We start from the raw sequence: 19,835 nt of genomic DNA on the forward strand, positions 1-19,835 counted from the left end.
ATCGCGGGGCGTGTCCGGGTAGTTGCTGGACATGGAGATCGGAATCGCCACCTTCATCACCGATGAAGGCATCAGGCCGGACGTCCTCGCCGCAGCCGTCGAAGAACGCGGATTCAGCTCGCTCCACATCGCGGAGCATTCGCACATCCCGGTGAGCCGGGAAACACCGTACCCGGGCGGTGGCGAGCTGCCGCGCGTGTACTACCGGACGCTGGACCCGTTCGTCGCGCTGACCGCGGCGGCCGGGGCCACGTCGAACCTGAAGCTGGGCACGGGTGTCGCGCTGCTCCAGCAGCGTGACGTCATCCACACGGCGAAAGAAGTCGCTTCGCTGGACCTGGTCTCCCGAGGCCGGTTCGTCTTCGGCGTCGGCGTCGGGTGGAACAGGGAGGAAATGCGCAATCACGGCACGGACCCGCGGACGCGGGGCGCGCTCGTCGACGAGCAGCTCGCCGCGCTGAAGGAGATCTGGACCAAGGACGAGGCCGAGTTCCACGGCAAGCTCGTCGACTTCGACCCGATCTTCGCCTGGCCCAAGCCGGTGCAGAAGCCGCATCCGCCGATCTACATCGGGGGCGCGGGGGAGAAGGCGATGCAGCGGATCGCCAAGTACGGCGACGGCTGGCTGCCGCACGCCCACACCCCGCCGGAGGAACTTCGCCGGGTGCGCCAGTGGCTGGCCGACCAGGGCCGGACCGACGTCAAGTTCTCGGCCTTCGGTGCCACGCCTGAAGCGGACGCGCTCGGCAGGCTGGTCGACGGGGGCGTCGACGAGGCCACACTCTTCCTGCCGACCGAGCCCGAAGCGGCGACACTGGAACGACTCGACCATTTCGCGAAGGTCGCCGAGAGCTTTCGAAAGGGGCAGCAGGCGTGACTGAGGTACAAATCGGCTTGGCCGCGGCGCTGGAGCAGTTCTCGCCGCGCGAGTCGATCCGGCTGGCCGCGCTGGCCGAACAACACGGGTTCTCCGGCCAGATGGCCGCCGACCACTTCCAGCCGTGGGTCCCTCAACAGGGTGAAGCTTCCTTCGTGTGGAGCGTGCTCGCCTCGTTGGCGGAGAACACCACCGGCGACCTCGGGCCGGGCGTGACCTGCCCGTCGTTCCGGCTGCACCCGTCGATGGTCGCGCAGGCCGCGGCGACGCTGGAGGCGACCTACCCGGGCCGGACCTGGCTCGGCATCGGCTCCGGCGAGGCGCTCAACGAGCACATCATCGGCGGTTACTGGCCCGAGGCGCCCGAGCGGGTGCGGCGGATGTTCGAGGCGCTCGAGATCATCCGGAAGCTGTTCACCGGCAAGGACGTCAAGCACAGCGGCGAATTCTTCAAGCTGCACACGACGCGGCTGTGGACGCTGCCGGACGAGCCGCCGCCGATCTACATCGCGTCGGCGGGCCCGTACACCTCGCGCAAGACCGGTGAACTCGCGGACGGGCTGATCACTCCCGGCGCGTCGATCGAGAAGCTGGCGGGCATCCTCGACAACTTCGGCACCGGCGCGCGCAAGGCGGGCAAGGACCCGGACTCGATGCCGAAGCTGCTGCAGGTGCACCTGTCGTGGGCCGAGGACGACGAGACGGCGTGGGCCAACGCGATGGACCAGTGGCCCAACGGCGGCATGAAGTTCCCGAAGGCCGACATCCGCTCGCCGTTCGACTTCGCGCAGATGGCGAAGCTGGTGCGGCGCGAGGACTTCGAGGGCCGCATGGTCGTCTCGTCCGACCCGGACGTGCACCGGGCGGCGCTGCAGAAGTACGTCGATGCCGGCTTCAACCGGATCTACGTCCACAACGTGGGCCGGAACCAGGACGAGTTCATCGAGACCTTCGGCCGGGACGTGCTGCCGAAGCTGACCGCCTGACACGCTCCACACGCGCTATGAACGGTCCGTTCGTTGCAAAATTCGCAAGGAACGGACCGTTCATAGCGTTCAGGCGGGGATGATCAGGCGTTCTTGTCCAGCAGCAGGTGCACCGAGAGTTCCAGCCGGTTCGCGACGTCGGCCGCCGAAGCGCGCCGCGTCACCCAGGCGACCAGGTTCGCCATCCAGACGTCGGCGATGACGTGGAAGATGTCGCGATCGGCCTCGGTCGGGTCCTCGATGCCCATGGCCTTGGCGAACATGTTCTCCATCAGCCGCCCGACCTGCTCGACCTCGGCGGCCGCGGTGGTGTCGGCGAACATGAACGCGCGGACCATGGCCTCGGTGAGGTGCGGATCCCGCTGCATCATCCGGGTGTTGCGGCCGAGGACGACCATGAGCCGCTCGCTCGGGGTCTCGCCGGGGATGGCCGCGCGGTCGAGTTTCTCCTGCGCGCGTTCGAATTCCCTGGCCAGCCCGGAAACCAGCAGGTGGATCTTCGACGGGAAGTAGCGGTACAGCGTGCCGAGCGCGACGTCCGCCTTCTCGGCCACCGCCCGCATCTGGACCGCGTCGTACCCGCCCTTCGCGGCGAGGGTGAGGGTCGCGTCGATGATGCGGCGCCGTCGGTCGCGCTGGGCCGCGGAGCCGAGCTCCTCGCCGCCCAGCGCGGAGAGCCCGTTGCCGCTTCGCGCCTTCGCGCTCGTGGGTGCCTTGGCCTTCCCTGGCATCGCCACGTCCCCCTTCATCGAACGATCTTCGTAACTTGTTCCACTTTCCTCGCGTAGCGTACCCAAACGGACGAACTGTTCAAGACGTGACCCACTGGGCAAGAAACTGTAACACGTTCTACACTCGCGGGTAGGTCCGACGAGGAGGTCCCACCCGTGTCGATCGCGCTCACCGAGGAACAGGCGGCGCTGGCCGCGTCGATCCGGGCCTGGGCGGCTTCCGCCCACCCGGTCGAGGCCGTCCGGAGTGGCCGGATCGCCGAGCCGCCGCCAGGGCTGGCGGACCTCGGCCTGTTCGGCGTGGCGATTCCCGAAGACGTCGGCGGCGCGGGCGGCACCGTCGCCGATCTGGCCGCCGGGCTCGCCGAAGCGGCCGAAGCGCTGGTGCCCGGTCCTGTGCTCGGGACGGCGCTGGGCGGCGCGTTGCTCGCGACGGTTCCCCAAGCGGCCAAAGAGATCCTGCCCGGTCTCGCGGACGGGACCGAGCGGCTGGCGGTGGTGCTCGGCGAAGGCTTCCGCGTCACGGATTCGACGGTCGACGGCGAGTCGGGACCGGCCCTCGACGTCCACCCGTCGGCGTGGTTGCTGGTCTCCGACGGTGAGCTCTCCGCACTCGTTCCACCTGGGACGTCCGGAGTGGACATCGAGGAGTGCGCACCGTTCGACGTCTCCCGGCCGGTCGGCCGCGTCCGGTGCGCGAGCGCGCGGCCCGAGGCGGTTTTCGGCGCTCTGCCAGTGGATGCCTACGCGGCCACGCTCGGTGCCGCCGAAGCCGCCGGGATCGCGCGATGGTGTCTGCGGACCGCCGTCGAGTACGCGAAGGTGCGGGAGCAGTTCGGCCGTCCCATTGGGTCGTTCCAGGCGATCAAGCATCTGTGCGCGGAAATGCTGTGCCGGGCCGAAGCCACCGACGCGCTCGCGTGGGACGCGGCGAGGGCCGCCGATGAACCCGCGCAGCACGCCCTCGCGGCCGCGACCGCCGCGGCTTACGCCCTCGACGCGGCCGTGGCCAACGCGAAGGACTGCATCCAGGTCCTCGGTGGGATCGGCTTCACCTGGGAGCACGACGCGCACTTCTACCTGCGCCGCGCCGTGGCCCTGCTGCAGTGGCTCGGCGGTTCCGCCCGCTGGCGCCGCCGCGCCGCCGGACTCGCGCTGCGGGGTGACCGCCGGACGTTGAGCGTCGAAGTCGGCGAAGACGCCGGACTCCGCGACCTGGTCGGCGAAATCGCCGCTCTGCCGGAGCCGGGACGGCGGGTCGCGCTGGCCGATTCGGGACTGCTGGCCCCGCATTGGCCCGCGCCGTACGGCCGCGGCGCCACCGCCGCCGAGCAACTGCGGATCGACGCCGCCCTCACCGGCGCGGGCGTCCGCCGCCCGGATCTGGTCATCGGTGCCTGGGCCGTGCCGACGTTGCTGGAACACGGCTCCGAGGCCCAGCGCGAACGGTTCGCCGCACCCACTCTGCGCGGCGAGATCACCTGGTGCCAGCTGTTCAGCGAGCCCGAGGCGGGCTCCGATCTCGCGGCACTCCGCACGACGGCCCGCCGCACCGACGGCGGCTGGCTGCTGACCGGCCAGAAGGTGTGGACCTCGCTCGCACGCGAAGCCGATTGGGCGATCTGCCTGGCGCGCACCGACCCGGACGCGCCGAAACACCAGGGGATCACCTACTTCCTCGTCGACATGACCACGAGCGGGATCAGCACGCGGCCACTGCGCGAGATCACCGGCGACGCCGTCTTCAACGAGGTGTTCCTCGACGACGTCTTCGTCCCGGACGACATGGTGGTCGGGGAGATCGACGGCGGCTGGCGGCTCGCCCGGACCACGCTGGCGAACGAGCGCGTCGCTCTCGGGAGCGGGTCCGCGGTGGGAGAAGGTGTCGAGAACCTGCTCGCCACCCTCGGCGACGGGGCGGACCTGGAGAAACTCGGGGAGCTGATCGCCGACGGGAGCGCGTGTTCGGTCCTGGACCTGCGGGCGACGCTGCGGCGGCTCGACGGTCAGGACCCGGGCGCGGAGTCGAGCGTGCGCAAGCTGCTGGGCGTCCGGCACCGGCAGGCGGTGGCGGAATTCGCGCTGGAGGCGCTCGGCGAGGACGCTCTCGTGGCCGGTGATCCCGCGCAGCACGAGTTCCTGCTCACGCGGTGCCTCAGTATCGCGGGCGGCACGACGCAGGTGCTGCTCTCGCTGACCGCCGAGCGGCTGCTGGGGCTTCCTCGGTCCTGAGCGCCGGGTCGTGAAGGTCCCGGTCACGGCCGTTTCGAGTGTCATGAAAGGGTCGTTCAAGACGTTTCGTGTCCTGAACGACCCTTTCATGACACTGTCGCCCGACAGCTGTCGGTCCCGTGCTCTAGCGTGCGGGTCGTGGAGTTCGGCACAGGAACCCAAGCCACCTTCGTCCCCTCGGATCCCCCGCGGGACGGTGTGCTGGCGCTCTGGGGAGACGGCACAGCGGGTGACACCGCGATCGAACTCGTGCTGCCGGTCGGAAAGGTCTTCCGGCGCACGAAGGTCGACGCGGCGCTCGTCCCGTTGTCACGCGTGATTCCGCGGCTGCTGACCGCGGACGGCGAGCTGAGCCCTGCCATCGCGGCGTGGGCGGCCGTCGCCGAGGCCGGGGTGAACCTCATCGCCCGCGGCAGGCTGCTGCCCGCGGCCTCACCCGGCGGGGTGGATTCGTGGCGGGTCGGCCCGCTCGACGTCGCCGACGAGGAGATGCTGCGCGGTCTCGCCGCCGCGCTGCCGCCCGAGGCGCACGCGCTGCCGTTGTCCGGGCTGAAACGGATCCGGCTGCACTCGCCGGAATCGCTGATCCGCGCGTTCTGGGACGCGACGGCGGACGTGCTGGTCCGCACCCCGGCCGCGAGCGTCGCGGCGGGTGGTCCGGCGTTCGCCTCGGCGGAGCCGACGCTGGTCGGGCCGGACGGGGCCGCGTGGCTCGCGGAACTGAGCTCACGGCAGGCGCAGGGCGCGCATCTCGTGCTGCGCCTGGAGGTGCACGAGCCCGAGGAACCCGAAGGCGAAGCCACGTTCGCGGCCGTCGTCGCCGTGCGGAGCGCGGCCGACCCGAGCCTGATCGTCGAAGCGGCGACCTTGTGGGACGCGCCCGAAGCCGTCCTGGAGCGGATGGGTGAGCAGGTCGAGACCCAGATGCTGCTCGGTCTGCGCCGTGGCGCCAGGGCGTGGGCGCCGCTCGGGCGCATCCTCCAGTCGGCCGCGCCGACCGGACTGGCGCTGGAGTACGACGAGGTCGTCGACCTGCTGACCCACGGCGACGCGGCGCTCGGCGGCGCCGGCATCGAGGTCCAGTGGCCGAAGGACCTCTTCTCGGGCGAGCTCAAGGCCAAGGCGAGCGCGACGCAGGCCCCGGGCAGCGTCACCGGACCCGAGTTCACGCTCAAGAGCCTGTTGCAGTTCCGCTGGCGGCTGAGCCTCGGGGGCGAGGAACTCACCGACGCCGAGGTCGCCGCGCTCGCGGAGGCGAAGCGGCCGCTGGTGCGGCTGCGCGGCAAGTGGGTCAAGGTCGACGCGCGCCTGATCGCGAAGGTGCGCGCTCATCGCGCGAAGAAGCTGTCCGGGGCCGAGGCGCTGGCCGCGGCGCTCACCGGCGAGCTGGAACTGGACGGCGAGAAGGTCGAGTTCACCGCCCCGCCGGCGTTGACGGGGCTGCTCGAACGCATCCGTGAAAGCGCCGGGGAACCGATCGAACAACCCGCGGAACTGAAGGCCACCCTGCGGCCGTATCAGAAGGCGGGCCTCGCCTGGCTGGCCACGATGACCGGACTAGGTCTCGGCGCCTGCCTCGCCGACGACATGGGGCTGGGCAAGACGATCCAGCTCATCTCCCTGCACCTGCACCGCCGCCCGCGCGGGGAGGGCCCCACGCTCGTCCTGTGCCCGACGTCGTTGCTGGGCAACTGGGAACGCGAGTTCGCGCGGTTCGCGCCGGACATCCCGGTGCGCCGGTTCCACGGCGGCGGACGGCATCTCGACGAGGTCGCGCCGGACGAGGTCGTGCTCGCCACGTACGGCGTCCTCCGCCGGGATCGCGCGGCACTGTCCGAAGTGAGCTGGGGGATGGTCGCCGCCGACGAGGCGCAGCACGTCAAGAACCCGCTTTCGGTCACCGCCAAGGAACTGCGGAAGATCCCGGCCGCCGCGAAGGTGGCGCTGACCGGCACGCCGATGGAGAACCGGCTCACCGAGCTGTGGTCCATCGTGGACTGGACGACGCCAGGCCTGCTCGGCTCGCTCGACGGGTTCCGCCGCAAGGTCGCCCGCCCGATCGAGCGGAACCGGGACGTCGCCGCCACCGAACGGCTGGCCGCCACCGTCCGGCCGTTCCTGTTGCGCCGTAAGAAGACCGACCCGGACATCGCCCCCGAACTCCCCCGCAAGACCGAGACCGACCGGTTCGTCCCGCTCACCGCCGAGCAGACGACGCTGTACGAGGCCGTGGTCCGGGAGAACCTCGCGATGATCCGCGAGCTGGACGGCGCGGCTCGGCGCGGGCAGGTGCTCAATCTGCTCACCGAGCTCAAGCAGATCTGCAACCATCCGGCGCAGTACCTCAAGGAACCCGGGGTGCTGCACGGCCGGTCCGGCAAGCTCGCCGCGTTCGAGGAACTGCTCGACGTCATCCTCGACGAGGGCGACAGCGTGCTCGTGTTCAGCCAGTACGTCCAGCTGTGCCGCCTGCTGGAGAAACGCCTGGCCGAACGCGGGCTGCCGACGATGCTGCTGTCCGGGTCGAGCACGCCGGAGGACCGCGAGGACATGGTCGCCCGGTTCCAGGCAGGTGAGGTGCCGGTGTTCCTGCTGTCGCTGAAGGCGGGCGGCGTCGGGCTCAACTTGACCAAGGCCACCCACGTGATCCACTACGACCGCTGGTGGAACCCGGCGGTCGAGGACCAGGCCACCGACCGCGCGTACCGGATCGGGCAGGACAGGCCGGTCCAGGTGCATCGGCTGATCGCCGAGGGCACCCTGGAAGAGCGCATCGCCGCGGTGCTGGAGACCAAACGCGGGCTGGCCGACGCGGTCATCGGCGCGGGCGAGAACTGGATCACCGAACTGTCCGACGACGAACTCGCCGATCTCGTCCGGCTCGGGGAGACCTGATGCCCGGCGTGACCGGCCGGAAGCGGCGCACCTTCGGCAACACGTGGTGGGGCGCGGCGTGGGTCGAGGCGCTGGAGGAGCGCGCGAAGCTCGACCCGAACCGCCTGCCGCGCGGCCGGACGTACGCGCGCAAAGGCACGGTCAGCAAGCTCACGGTCGGCGCGGGTGAGGTGACGGCCTGGGTGCAGGGCAGCCGGGCGGTGCCGTACCGGGTGACCATTCACATGCGGGCGTTCGCCGAAGCGCAGTGGGAGAGCCTGCTCGTCATGGCCGGTTCCCGGCTCGGGCACGTCGCCGCCCTGCTCGACGGCGAACTGCCCGGAGAGCTCGCCGAGGACGCGCGGGCCGCCGGCGCGGATCTGCTTCCCGGCCCCGGCGATCTCCGCCCGAAGTGTTCCTGTCCCGACAGCGCGAATCCGTGCAAACACGTCGCCGCGGTGTACTACCTGGTCGCGGACGAGGTCGACACCGATCCGTTCGTGCTGTTCCTGTTGCGCGGCAGGCCGAGGGAAGCCGTGCTCGCGGAACTGCGGTCCCGCCGGGCTCCCGCGGGTCAGCCGGGGAAGCGGGTGCGCGTCCCCTCGGCGCCCGGTGTCGACCCGAAACGCGCCTACACCCGGCGGATCGCCGCGCTGCCACCGCGGCTGGCCGTCCCGGGCACGGTCGGCCCGCCGGCGGTCCTCGACGTCGATCCGCCGCACCGCACCGGCTGGAGCAGCGACACCTTCGCGGAACTGGCCGCCGACGCGGCCGCGAGGGCCTGGGAACTGCTGGTCATGGGGCCCGAGCGGGAGACGGAGCTGTCGTTCGTGGAGGACCTCGCGCGCCGGGCCGCCGCAGGCGATCCGGGCGAGGTCGCCGGACTCGCGGAGGCGGCCGGGATCGCGGTGCGGGATCTGGCCCTCTGGGCGCAGGCCTGGCGTGAGGCGGGCAGGGGCGGGATGGCGGTGGTCCGGGAGGTCTGGCGGCCGGCGCAGGCTCCGCTCGCACAGGCCAAGTCGGACTTCGCGGAGTCGGGGCTGCCGGGAACGCCGAAGACCTGGCGGAACCGGATCACCCAGGGCGACCTGCAACTGCGCTACGGCCGCGACGAACGCTGGTACCGCTTCGTGCGCGACGGCGAAGGCTGGCGCGTCGACGGACCAGGGGCCGCGCGGCCGACGGACGTGATCTACCCGCCGTGACGGCGAGCCTCGCGAGTGGCGTTCCCGGTCCTTGTTCCCAATGCGACATTGGGAACAAGGACTTTCCGGGCGTGCGATGAGGGGAAGTCCGCTCCCGTGGCTCGACAACCGGGAAGACCCGAGGTGAGCCAAGACGTGACTCGCGTGATCAGGGGCGGAACTCGCGTGACTGGATGCCGCGCTCGGGTGTGCGGTGCCTGGTCACGTGAGTCCCGTTCTCACTCACGCGAGTTCCGGGTCTGATCACGTGAGTGCGGTGCCGCGTCACCCCGGTCACCCTGGGACCGGCGCTTCTCCGACCGGTAAGCCCATTCCAGGAACCGCTCCACCCCGCGGACCACGTGCGCGCTGCGGATGGAGGGGAAAACGTCGAAGGCGTGCTGCGCGCCGGAGATCTCCGCGTACGCGACCTCACGCTGGGACTTCTCCCGCAGCCGCCGCACGAATTCGCGCGCCTCGCCGACCGGCACCAGCGAGTCGTGGACGCCGTGGATCACGAAGAACGGCGGCGCGTCCTCGGTGATCCGATCCAGCGGTGACGCCGCGATGTAGTCGTCGAGGAAGTTCACCGGATCCCGGTCCGCCTCGAAGACGTGCCGGGCGATCAGCGTCTTCAGCCGGGTCTGGCTGGACCGCCGTCCGCTGGTCGCGGCGAAGTCGTACACGCCGTAGTGCGGGGCGCACGCCTGGACGCTCGTGTCGGCCTCGGTGAAGCCGGGCTGCAGCGCCGGGTCGTTGGCGGTCAGCGCCAGGAGCGCCGCGAGATGCCCGCCCGCCGAACCCCCGGTGACGGCGACGAACGACGGGTCGCCGCCGTAGGACTCGGCGTTGTCCCGGATCCACGCCAGCGCGCGTTTCGCCGCGACGATATGCGCCGGCCAGCGGGCGGCGGGGGAGAGCGGGTAGTTGATCGCGATGCAGATCCAGCCGCGTTTGGCCATGTGCAGCATCAGCGGCAGGCCCTGCTGGTCCTTGTTGCCGATCACCCACGCGCCGCCATGTACCTGCAGCAGGATCGGCGCCCCGGTGACCGGTTCGCGCGGGGCGTAGACGTCGAGCAGGAACCGCTTCCCGCCGGGGGCGTAGGCGATGTTCCGCGTCCGCCGGACCCCCGGGTCGCGCATGCGGAACGGCATGGCCAGCTGACCCCACGGGGTCGCGAGGTCGGTCGGGCTCGGCGGGTGCTCGAGTTCGTCGGCGTAGGACTCGCCGATGCCTTCGCTGAGCGCGGTCTCGATCTCGCCCCTGGCCCGCTGCGACTGCGCGATCAGCGCGCCGAGCCCGGCCGCCGACGCCGTCGCGAGCGCGAGACCGGCCTTGCTCGACCCGCCGCGGTGCCGCGCGACGTGCGCCGCCGCGTCGGCCGCGGTGAGCGCGAGCAGATGCGGGGCGAGCTCTCCGGTGAGCCAGCCCGCGAAGAACGCCGGGACCGCCGTCCGGGCCCCTCTCGGCGGCCTCAGCGCGTTCGCGGTGAGCGCGAGCTGGAGTGCCTGGCGGACGACGAAACTCGGCTGCATGGGCACCGATCCTACCGCCGGGTGACCGCCTAGAACCGGTTGCAAAGTTCACTTAAGGTGATTCTTATGCAGAGATTGAGTGGTCTGGACGCGAGTTTCCTCTACCTGGAGACACCCGCCCAGGTCCTGCATGTGTGCGGCCTGCTCACCCTCGACGGTTCGACCATGCCGGGCGGCTACGACTTCGAGCGCTTCAAGGAGAAGCTGGCCGAACGCGTCAAGCTGATCCCGGCATTCCGCCGTAAGCTGCACAATCCACTCTGGAACCTGACGCATCCGGTCTGGGTCGAGGACGAGGACTTCGACCTCGAAGCCCACGTTCACCGGATCGGCGTACCCGCGCCCGGCGACCGGCGGGAACTGGCCGAGCTCTGCGCCCACATCGCGGGACAACGACTGGACCGCGCACAGCCGCTCTGGCAGTTGTACGTCATCGAAGGGCTGGCGGACGGCGGGATCGCGGTCCTGCTGAAGATGCACCACGCCAGTGTCGACGGGGTCAGCGGAGCCAGCCTGATCACCTATCTCGCCGGTCTCGAACCGGACGCCCCGCCGCCGGAGATCGCGAAGGACGAACGCCACAACGGAGGCGTCCCCGGCAGGCGCGCGCTGCTCGGCGAAGGGCTGACGTCGTTCGCGAAACGCCCGGCCGAGGTGGTGAAACTGCTCCCGGACCTGCTCGGACTCGTGCCGAAGTGGCTCGGGAAAGCCTTGCAAGGCAAGGGAATGCCGGTGCCGTTCACCGCGCCGCGCACGTCGTTCAACGGGACGATCACGGCACACCGCAGCGTCGCCTACACCTCTCTCGACCTCGACGAGGTCAAACGGATCAAGAACGCCTTCGGGGTGACCGTCAACGACGTCGTCCTCGCCGTCGTTTCCGGTGCGCTGCGGCGGTTCCTGCGGGATCGCGGCGAACTGCCGGAAGATCCGCTGGTGGCGACCGTGCCGGTGTCGGTGCACGAACGCACCGAACGCGACCACGGCAGCAACAAGGTCTCGGCGTTCTTCGCGTCGTTGCCCACTCATCTGGAGGATCCCGCCGCGCGCGTGTTCATGCTCGCGGAGTCGAACCGGCAGTCCAAGGAGCACCACCACGACATCCACGCCGACATGCTCCAGGATTGGGCCCAGTTTTCCGCGGCGACCATGTTCGGCCTCGCGGTGCGCGCCTATTCCGCGCTGCGCCTGGCCGAACGGCACCCGGTGGTGCACAACCTGGTGGTGTCCAATGTGCCCGGTCCGCCGATGCCGCTGTACCTGCTGGGCTGCCGGATCACCGGGCTCTACCCGCTCGGGCCGGTGTTCCACGGCGCCGGGCTCAACGTCACCGTGCTGTCCAACGCGGGCAGGGTGGACGTCGGCCTGCTCGGCGCGCGCGAACTGACCGGAGACCTGTGGCCGCTCGCCGACCACTTCCCGGACGCTCTCGAGGAACTGCTGAAAGCCACCTCCTAGATCCTCCCCCTTGCCGTCGGGGCTCCTTCCGGATAAGACTAGAACAGGTTTCAGTATTGTGCCCGTTCGCCCCGGTGAGGAGCCAGTGTGGACTTCCAGTTCGACGAGACGCAGACCGAGGTCACCGCGCTGACCGCGGGTGTGCTCGGCAAGGAGCGTGAACCCGGCGGCACGTGGCGTGCGCTCGCCGACGCCGGTCTGCTCGCCCTGGCGCTGCCCGCCGAACTCGGCGGTGACGGCCTCGGCGTCGCCGAAGTCGCCTTGGTGCTGACCGAACTCGGCCGCGTCGCCTCGCCGGCGCCCGCGCTGGCGTCGCTGGCCTTCGGGGTCCTGCCGGTCACGGCGCTCGGCGGGCCGGACCAGCGTGCGGCGCTGCTCCCGCCGGTCGCCGCGGGCGACTCCGTGCTCACCGCCGCGCTGCACGAACCTTCCGCGCCGTTCACCACCCGGCCCGCGACCGTCGCGGAATCGGCCGGGGACTGGCGGCTGAGCGGGGTCAAGGTCGGCGTGCCGTTCGCGGCGGAGGCCACCCGGATCCTGACGCCCGCCTCGCTGCCCGGCGGCACCGGCGTCTTCCTCGTCGATCCCCGGGCCGACGGCGTGACGCTGACCCCGACGAGAACCTCTTCGGGCACGCCGGACTACACGATGACGCTGGATTCCGTGACCGTCACCGACGCCGATCTCCTCAACGGGCACGGCCCCGGCGAGTCGATCGCGACGCTGCACCTGTTCGCGCTCGCGGGCACGGTGGCGTTCGGCGACGGGCTGCTCGCCGGCGCGCTCGCGTTGACCACCAAGCACGTCGGCGAACGAGAGCAGTTCGGGCGTCCACTGGCGGCGTTCCAGGCGGTGGCGCAACAGATCGCGGACGTCTACGTCGCGTCGAGGACCGTCCAGCTGGCCGCGCGGTCGGCGGTCTGGCGGCTCGCGGCGGGGCTCGACGCCGAGGCGGAACTCGACATCGCGGCGTACTGGGTGGCGGAGGAGGCGCCCGCGGCGCTGGCCGTCTGCCATCACTTGCACGGCGGGATCGGCGTGGACGAAACGTATCCACTGCACCGGTTCTCGTCGGCGGTCAAGGATCTGGGACGAACGCTCGGCGGCGCCTCGCATCGGCTGGCCGCGCTGGGCGAACTGGTGGCGGGGTGAGAATGCTGATCGAACTGACCGCGGCGCAGCAGCGGCTGCGAACCGAACTGCGCAAGTACTTCGCCGGGCTGGTGAGCGCCGACGAGCGGCGTGCGATGCTGCGCGAGCGGCACGGGCCGGTGTACCGCGAGATCGTGCGGCGGATGGGCAGGGACGGCTGGCTCGGCGTCGGCTGGCCCGAACAGTACGGCGGCCGGGGTTTCGGCGAGATCGAGCAGCACCTCTTCGTCGACGAGGCCGCCCGGGCCGACGTCCAGCTGCCGTCGGTGACCCTGCAGACCGTCGGGCCGACGCTGCAGGCGTTCGGCACCGAGGAACAGAAGTCGTTGTTCCTGCCCAAGATCCTCGCGGGCGAGGTGCATTTCGCGATCGGCTACACCGAACCCGACGCGGGGACGGACCTCGCGTCGCTGCGCATGACGGCGGTGCGCGAAGGGGACGAGTACGTCGTCAACGGCCAGAAGATCTTCACCACCGGCGGGCACGACGCCGACTACATCTGGCTGGCCGTGCGGACCGCGCCGGACGCGCCGAAGCACAAGGGGATCTCGATCCTCATCATGGACACCCGCGATCCGGGCTACTCCTGGACGCCGATCATCACCTGCGACGGCGCGCACCACGTGAACGCCACCTACTACTCCGACGTCCGGGTGCCCGCGAACATGCTGGTGGGCAAGGAGAACGAGGGCTGGCGGCTGATCACCACCCAGCTGAACCACGAACGCGTCATGCTCGGCCCCGCGGGGCGCATCGGCGGGCTCCACGACCGCGTCCGCGACTGGGCGGCGTCCCGGAAGACCCCGGACGGCACGCCGTTGCTCCAGCTGCTCGACGTCCGCGGCGTGCTCGCGGAAACCCTGGCGGCCGCCAGGGTCAACGAACTGCTGAACTGGCAGGTCGCGGCGTCGTCGGCGACCGGACCGGTGGCGGTGGCCGACGCGTCGGCCACCAAGATCTTCGGTTCCGAACGCATCCAGCGGCTGGCCAGGGAACTGGAGGAGATCGTGGCACGACACGGCGATCAGGCCGACGCGGAAACCGCCGAACTGGCGCAGTGGCTGGACGTGGTGGCCAAACGCAATCTGGTGCTGACCTTCGGCGGCGGCGTCAACGAGATCCAGCGCGAGCTGATCGCCACCGCCGGGCTCGGCCTGCCGAGGGTGCCGCGATGAGCATCCAGGAAGCGGCGGAACGCATCGCCGCACAAGGGGAATCCGCGCCGAGGGCCGCTCGCGACGTGGTCAACCAGGCGATGGTCAACAACTGGGTCGAAGCCATCGGCGACCGCAATCCGGTCTACGTCGACGAAGAGTTCGCCGCCGCGAGTGTCCACAAGGGACTCGTCGCGCCGCCCGCGATGGCGCAGGTGTGGACGATGGGCGGGCTGCACTGGGCGAGGGCGTCGGACGACCCGCTCGGCGCGATGATGGAGGTGCTCGACGAAGCCGGGTTCACCTCGGTCGTCGCGACCAACTCCGAGCAGAACTACTTCCGCTATCTGCGTCACGGCGAACGGGTCGAGGCGACCGCGAAACTCGAAAGCGTCGTCGGGCCGAAGCGCACCGCACTGGGCGAAGGCTGGTTCGTGACGACGAAGACCACCTGGTACGTCGGCGACGAGGCCGTCGCGGACATGGTGTTCCGGGTGCTGAAGTTCCGCCCGCCGGGTGCCGAACCCGCCAAACCCTCGGCCCCGGTCCTGCGGCCGGTGATCAGCAAGGACACCGAGTTCTTCTGGGCCGGACTCCGGGAAGGCGAGCTGCGGATCCAGCGCTGGGGCGAGATCCTGCGGCATCCGCCCGGCCCGATGCCACCGGACGGCGACCTCGACGCCAAGCCGGATTACGTCGTCGCGTCCGGACGCGGGACGGTCTACAGCTACGTGGTGCACCACCATCCGAAGGTTCCCGGCAAGGATCTGCCGTTCGTGGTCGCGCTCGTCGAACTGGAGGAGGGCGTCCGGGTGATGGGTGAACTGCTCGACGCCGATCCCGATTCAGTCCACATCGGACTCGGAGTGGAAGCGGCTTTCGTGAAGGTCGACGACGAACTGACGTTGCCCGCTTGGAGGGTCGCGCGATGAAGGACTGTCCGGTCGGCACCGAGCTGCCGCCGCTGACGATCGAGGCCACCCCGACCTTCGTGGTGAGCACCGCGCTGGCGACGCGGGATTTCCAGGACGTCCATCACGACCGCGACGCCGCCGTGCGACGCGGTTCGAAGGACATCTTCCTCAACATCCTCACCGACACCGGCCTGGTGCAACGGTTCGTCACGGACTGGGCGGGACCGGAGGCGTTCGTGCGGTCGATCAAGATCCGGCTCGGCGTGCCCTGCTACGCCTACGACACCCTGACCTTCACCGGCCGGGTCACCGAACGCGACGGCGACGACGTGGTGATCGCGGTGTCCGGTGTGGACAGTCTCGGCGAGCACGTGGTGGGCACCGTGGCGCTCACCTTGGGAGGCGAGTGATGACCCTTTCGGGACGGGCGGCGATCGCCGGTATCGGCGCGACGGAGTTCTCCAAGGATTCCGGGCGCAGCGAGCTGCGTCTGGCGGCCGAATCGGTTTCGAGCGCGCTGAAGGACGCCGGGCTCTCTCCGTCCGATGTGGACGGTCTGGTGTCGTTCACCATGGACGGCAACAGCGAGATCGCCGTGGCGCGGGAACTCGGCATCCCCGAACTCAAGTTCTTCAGCCGGATCCACTACGGCGGCGGGGCGGCCGCGGCGACCGTGCAGCAGGCCGCGATGGCCGTCGCGACCGGGGTCGCGGACGTCGTCGTCGCGTACCGGGCGTTCAACGAGCGGTCCGGGATGCGGTTCGGGCAGGTGTCCTCGGCCGCGGCGGGGCAGGTGAACTCCTCCGGTGTCGACAACGCGTTCCACTACCCGATGGGGATCGCGACCCCCGCCGCGACCGTCGCCATGCTCGCCCGGCGCTACATGCACGAGTACGGCGCGACCAGCGAGGACTTCGGCCGGGTGGCCGTGATCGACCGCGCCCGCGCGGCGACGAACCCGAAGGCCTGGTTCCACGGCAAGCCGATCACGCTCGAAGACCATCAGGCGTCGCGCTGGGTCGCCGAACCGTTGCACCTGCTGGACTGCTGCCAGGAGAGCGACGGCGGTGTCGCGCTGGTGATCACCAGCGCCGAACGGGCGCGCGACCTGCCGCACCGGCCCGCCGTGATCGCGGCGGCCGCGCAGGGCAGTGGTCCGGACCAGTACGTGATGACCAGCTACTACCGCGACGACCTCCCGGCGCTGCCCGAGATGGGGGTCGTGGGACGGCAGTTGTGGGAGCAGTCCGGGCTCGGACCCGGCGACATGGACCTCGCCGTGCTCTACGACCACTTCACCCCTTATGTCCTGATGCAGCTGGAAGAACTCGGCTTCTGCGGGAAGGGCGAGGCCAAGGACTTCATCGGCGGCGGCACCCTGGAACTCGACGGGAAACTCCCGCTCAACCCGCACGGCGGGCAGCTCGGGGAGGCCTACATCCACGGGATGAACGGGATCGCCGAAGCGGTCCGGCAGCTGCGGGGCGACGCCGTCAACCAGGTCGGCGGGGCCTCCCGGGTGCTCGTGACCGCCGGCACGGGCGTACCTACGAGCGGACTGGTCCTGACCGCAGGTTGAGATCACCTCAATGCCCGCTGGTGCCCTGGTGCGCCACCTGCGACGGTGAGAGGTATACCGGCCAGGAGGTGACATGTCTGGACCACTCGTCGTCGCGTGGGCCCTGACCGCGGTGTTCGCCGCGCTCGTCCTGCCCTGCGTGCTGAGACTCGTCCGGCTGGACTACGGGCGCCAGGGCGCGGCGGTCCGCAACGGCGACCTGGCGGAACTGCTGCTCGTCGTCGCCATGATCGCGATGCTGTCCCCGGTGGGCGGCCCGATCCCCGCGGCGGGCTGGCAGGCGGTGCTGGCGCTGACCGCGGGCTGGTTCGCCGTCTCGTGGTGGAAGGGACGGCGGTCCGGGCACGCCGCGTGCGGGCATCACGCGGTCTCCGCCACCGCGATGCTGTTCATGGTGACGTTCATGCCGCACAGCGAGGTTTCTCACGGTCCGTGGCTGGTGATGTCCGGCCCCGGCGGCGGTTCGGCGCTGTGGCTTTCGCTGGTCTTCGGCGCCGTGGCCGGGTACTTCGCGGTGGACTCCGTGCGCGCCGGCGTCCTCGCCGCGAGGGGGACCGGTGGCGAATCCGGTCAGGTGTCGCGGCGGGTGTGCCGGGTGATCATGGGCGCCGGGATGGGCTACATGCTGGTCGGCGCGGCCCTCTGACCCCTCGGGTGCCGGGCGGCGATCGCGTTCAGAGGACTAAACGCCTTCACCGCACGGGCCGGCGTGCACGGGGTGGGTCACGCCACAGAGTCATGTCGCGAAAGCCACTTTCGGGACATCAGACGTCGCGAAAGTGGCTTTCGCGTCACGTGCGCCTAGAGGCTCAGGGGAGCGGTACCCGCCGGACGACACCGTCCCCGGCGTCTTCCGCGTCCGGCAGGCCCTCGGCCGGGTTGTCCGCGGCCCACTTGCCCGCGTCCGCGATGTCCTTGTCGAGCGCGACGATCAGCGCCTCCGACGACGGGTACGCCTTCTGCTCCCGCAGGTGGTGGCCCAGCCACACGGTCAGCACCTCGCCGTACAGGTCACCGCTGAAGTCCAGCAGGTGCGCCTCGACGAGCCGGTAGCCGTCCGCGCCGTAGTAGGTCGGGCGCCTGCCGACCGAGACCGCCGCCGCGACGCGCGTGCCGTCGGCGCGTTCGGCCCAGCCCGCCCACACTCCGTCGCCGACCTGGCCGTCCTGGTCGCGCAGCGCGATGTTGGCGGTCGGGAAGCCCAGTTCCCGGCCCCGCTGATCGCCCTTCTCCACCTGGCCACGGACCACGAAGTACTCCGCCGTCATGCCGCCCCCGTCCTCGCTGTCACGAAAGCCATGAATACCACGCCTCGCGGAAGAGGTCGACCGCTGTCCACGCCACGGACAGTGTCCACTGTGTACTGAGTCACCTGGATGAACCCGCGTCCGCGATCGACATCGGCAGGACGCTGCCTGTCGTCTACGTCACGATGCCCGTACAAGGCGTCCTTTGCCGGGGCACCTCTCTGCTCCGCCACCTGGCGCGGTCACGTCGTGACGAGCCGGTACCCCAGATCCAGTTCCGTCCGGCCGAGCAGGCCGACGTGATGCCGGTGCCAGTGCCCGTCGGCGAGGTCCGCCCGCAGCCGCCCGACGGCGTCGGCGACGACGTTCTGGTCCAGCAGCGCGACTCCGGACATCCCGGCGCGCACCCGCTCGGACAGGTAGGCCTCCGGCCTGCGCCAATACGCGCCGAGGAACCCGTCGACGCAGTCCGAGGGCACCGGCAGCGGGGCGACGGCGGGTGTCTCGCCCGCCGCGCGCAGCTCCTCGACGATCCTGTCGAGGCAGGCCAGCCTGCTCTCGTGCTCGGCGATCTCTGGCAGGTAGTCCCGCACCAGCCAGAACCGCGCGAACACCGCCTGGTCCCAGGTCACGATCACCTGGCGGCGCGACACCCGCCGCAACTCGGCCAGCCCGGCGGTCACGTCCGTCCAGTGGTGCACGGTGAGCACGGCCAGGCCGACGTCGAAGGCGCCGTCGGGGAAAGGCAGCCCTTCCGCGCAGGCCTGGACGGCGGGAGCCGCCGCCGCGGGACGCTGCGCGATCATGCGTGAAGACGGCTCGACGGCGATCACATCGCGGTCGGCCGGCTCGTAGGAGCCGGTTCCGGCACCGACGTTGACCACCGAGCGCGCGTCGCCGAGAGCGGCTGTCACGGTGGCCGCGATCCGGGGGTCCGGACGTCTTGATCGCGCGTAGTCCCGGCCGAGTTCGGCGTACGGGTCGGAGATCAAGGGGCGCACCCGGCCGAGTCTAGCCAGACCCGCTACCAGCGGGAACGAGGATTCAGTCTGTCGTGGTCAAGAAAGTGTCGGAAAGGACGGGCGCCTCGTCCCGATCCGGCGCCGACGTCGTGATCAGCAGCCCGGCGGGCTCCCGCCAGACGCGGGTCCGCAGCGGCTCGCCGGGGAAGACGACGCCGGCGAACTTGGCCGAGAACGACGCGACGCGGGAGGTGTCGCCGTCGAGGAACTCGTCGGTGACGGCCTTCGCGACGACGCCGTAGGTGCACAGGCCGTGCAGGATCGGCTTGTCGAACCCGGACGCCGCGGCGAACCCGGGGTCGGCGTGCAGCGGGTTGCGGTCCCCGCAGAGCCGGTAGAGCAGCGCCTGCTGCGGCAGCGTCGGGGTGTCGATGACCGCGTCCGGATCCCGCGACGGGAGCTCGACGCGGTCGGACGGGCCGCGTTCGCCGCCGAAACCTCCTTCGCCGCGGGCGAAGATGCTCGATCGCAGCGTCCACAGCGGAGTGCCGCCGGAGTCGGTGGCGACCGTCTCGTTCACGATCACGGCCGCCTTGCCCTTGTCGAAGACGTCGACGATCCGCGTCCGGGCCACGGCCTTGCCCGACGTCGGGATCGGCCGGTGCGCGATCACCTCCTGCTTGCCGTGCAACACCTTCCCGAGGTCCACCTCGACGCCGGGGAAGGAGACCGCGGGCGGTTCGAACACGCGCAGGTTCGCCGCCACGGTGGCGAACGTCGGCAGCACCTGGAGGCCGTCCTCGTAGGTGTAGCGCAGCTCCCGCGGGCTCATCGGATCGGAGCCGGCGCCCAGCGCCAGGTGGTAGAGCTGCACGTCCGACGCGGTCCAGGCGAAGCTCACCTCGCCGAGGTCGGCGCCGATCGCGACCGAAGGATCGATGGGCACG

Annotated in this window: 17 protein-coding genes; 12 read left to right on the forward strand and 5 right to left on the reverse strand. The window is 70.6% G+C overall.

From position 1 onward, the window contains the following. Positions 1–31: 31 nt before the first annotated feature. Both AB0N89_RS13815 and AB0N89_RS13820 read left to right on the forward strand, forming a co-directional pair. Positions 32–877, forward strand: a complete 846-nt coding sequence (locus AB0N89_RS13815; protein WP_364204275.1) for an LLM class F420-dependent oxidoreductase — start codon at positions 32–34, stop codon at positions 875–877. Further along, a complete protein-coding gene (locus AB0N89_RS13820; RefSeq protein ID WP_364204277.1) occupies positions 874–1,863 on the forward strand; it encodes a TIGR03557 family F420-dependent LLM class oxidoreductase in 990 nt (329 codons plus the stop codon). The genes AB0N89_RS13815 and AB0N89_RS13820 overlap by 4 nt, the downstream gene beginning before the upstream one ends. A gap of 83 nt (positions 1,864–1,946) precedes the next feature. Here the strand turns inward: AB0N89_RS13820 and kstR are convergent, their stop codons facing one another. Then, entirely contained in the window at positions 1,947–2,594 is a 648-nt protein-coding gene (gene kstR / locus AB0N89_RS13825; RefSeq protein WP_364204381.1) for a cholesterol catabolism transcriptional regulator KstR, read from the reverse strand. A 156-nt stretch (positions 2,595–2,750) separates the two neighbouring features. On the opposite strand from kstR, the gene AB0N89_RS13830 reads away from it, so the two are divergent. The 3 genes from AB0N89_RS13830 to AB0N89_RS13840 all read left to right on the forward strand — a co-directional run bounded on the left by AB0N89_RS13830 (position 2,751) and on the right by AB0N89_RS13840 (position 8,905). Then, entirely contained in the window at positions 2,751–4,826 is a 2,076-nt protein-coding gene (locus tag AB0N89_RS13830) for an acyl-CoA dehydrogenase (RefSeq protein ID WP_364204278.1), read from the forward strand. Positions 4,827–4,955: 129 nt separating this feature from the next. Continuing rightward, the gene (locus AB0N89_RS13835) at positions 4,956–7,721 is read left to right on the forward strand and encodes a DEAD/DEAH box helicase (protein ID WP_364204280.1); all 2,766 of its coding nucleotides are present in this window, start codon (positions 4,956–4,958) and stop codon (positions 7,719–7,721) included. Further along, positions 7,721–8,905 carry an SWIM zinc finger family protein gene (locus AB0N89_RS13840; protein WP_364204282.1) on the forward strand — a complete coding sequence of 395 codons (1,185 nt, stop codon included), beginning with the start codon at positions 7,721–7,723 and terminating at the stop codon, positions 8,903–8,905. Before AB0N89_RS13835 ends, AB0N89_RS13840 begins: the two co-directional genes overlap by 1 nt. A 218-nt stretch (positions 8,906–9,123) precedes the next feature. Here the strand turns inward: AB0N89_RS13840 and AB0N89_RS13845 are convergent, their stop codons facing one another. Continuing rightward, positions 9,124–10,422: an alpha/beta hydrolase gene (locus AB0N89_RS13845; protein ID WP_364204284.1), complete on the reverse strand. Its 1,299-nt coding sequence runs from the start codon at positions 10,420–10,422 to the stop codon at positions 9,124–9,126. A 66-nt stretch (positions 10,423–10,488) separates the two neighbouring features. Between AB0N89_RS13845 and AB0N89_RS13850 the strand changes: the two genes are divergently transcribed. The 7 genes from AB0N89_RS13850 (at position 10,489) to AB0N89_RS13880 (ending at position 17,325) form a co-directional block, all read left to right on the forward strand. Continuing rightward, a complete protein-coding gene (locus AB0N89_RS13850) occupies positions 10,489–11,880 on the forward strand; it encodes a wax ester/triacylglycerol synthase family O-acyltransferase (RefSeq protein ID WP_364204286.1) in 1,392 nt (463 codons plus the stop codon). Between the two features lie 87 nt (positions 11,881–11,967). Next, positions 11,968–13,032 carry an acyl-CoA dehydrogenase gene (locus AB0N89_RS13855; RefSeq protein WP_364204288.1) on the forward strand — a complete coding sequence of 355 codons (1,065 nt, stop codon included), beginning with the start codon at positions 11,968–11,970 and terminating at the stop codon, positions 13,030–13,032. Positions 13,033–13,034: 2 nt separating this feature from the next. Then, entirely contained in the window at positions 13,035–14,207 is a 1,173-nt protein-coding gene (locus AB0N89_RS13860; RefSeq protein ID WP_364204290.1) for an acyl-CoA dehydrogenase family protein, read from the forward strand. Next, complete coding sequence (locus AB0N89_RS13865) at positions 14,204–15,118, forward strand: OB-fold domain-containing protein (RefSeq protein ID WP_364204292.1); 915 nt, start codon at positions 14,204–14,206, stop codon at positions 15,116–15,118. The genes AB0N89_RS13860 and AB0N89_RS13865 overlap by 4 nt, the downstream gene beginning before the upstream one ends. Next, positions 15,115–15,510, forward strand: coding sequence for a MaoC family dehydratase (locus AB0N89_RS13870; protein ID WP_364204294.1), 396 nt, complete (start codon positions 15,115–15,117; stop codon positions 15,508–15,510). Before AB0N89_RS13865 ends, AB0N89_RS13870 begins: the two co-directional genes overlap by 4 nt. Next, entirely contained in the window at positions 15,510–16,679 is a 1,170-nt protein-coding gene (locus AB0N89_RS13875; RefSeq protein WP_364204296.1) for a lipid-transfer protein, read from the forward strand. The genes AB0N89_RS13870 and AB0N89_RS13875 overlap by 1 nt, the downstream gene beginning before the upstream one ends. Before the next feature lie 73 nt (positions 16,680–16,752). Next, positions 16,753–17,325, forward strand: coding sequence for a DUF5134 domain-containing protein (locus tag AB0N89_RS13880; protein WP_364204298.1), 573 nt, complete (start codon positions 16,753–16,755; stop codon positions 17,323–17,325). A 163-nt stretch (positions 17,326–17,488) separates the two neighbouring features. On the opposite strand, the gene AB0N89_RS13885 is transcribed toward AB0N89_RS13880, so the two are convergent. The 3 genes from AB0N89_RS13885 to AB0N89_RS13895 all read right to left on the reverse strand — a co-directional run bounded on the left by AB0N89_RS13885 (position 17,489) and on the right by AB0N89_RS13895 (position 19,834). Continuing rightward, positions 17,489–17,947, reverse strand: a complete 459-nt coding sequence (locus AB0N89_RS13885) for a riboflavin kinase (protein ID WP_364204300.1) — start codon at positions 17,945–17,947, stop codon at positions 17,489–17,491. Between the two features lie 221 nt (positions 17,948–18,168). After that, positions 18,169–18,918, reverse strand: coding sequence for a methyltransferase domain-containing protein (locus tag AB0N89_RS13890; protein WP_364204383.1), 750 nt, complete (start codon positions 18,916–18,918; stop codon positions 18,169–18,171). A gap of 52 nt (positions 18,919–18,970) precedes the next feature. Next, complete coding sequence (locus AB0N89_RS13895; protein WP_364204302.1) at positions 18,971–19,834, reverse strand: MaoC/PaaZ C-terminal domain-containing protein; 864 nt, start codon at positions 19,832–19,834, stop codon at positions 18,971–18,973. Position 19,835: the final 1 nt, after the last annotated feature.

The sequence above is a fragment of the Amycolatopsis sp. NPDC089917 genome, assembly GCF_040684635.1.
Classification (GTDB): domain Bacteria; phylum Actinomycetota; class Actinomycetes; order Mycobacteriales; family Pseudonocardiaceae; genus Amycolatopsis.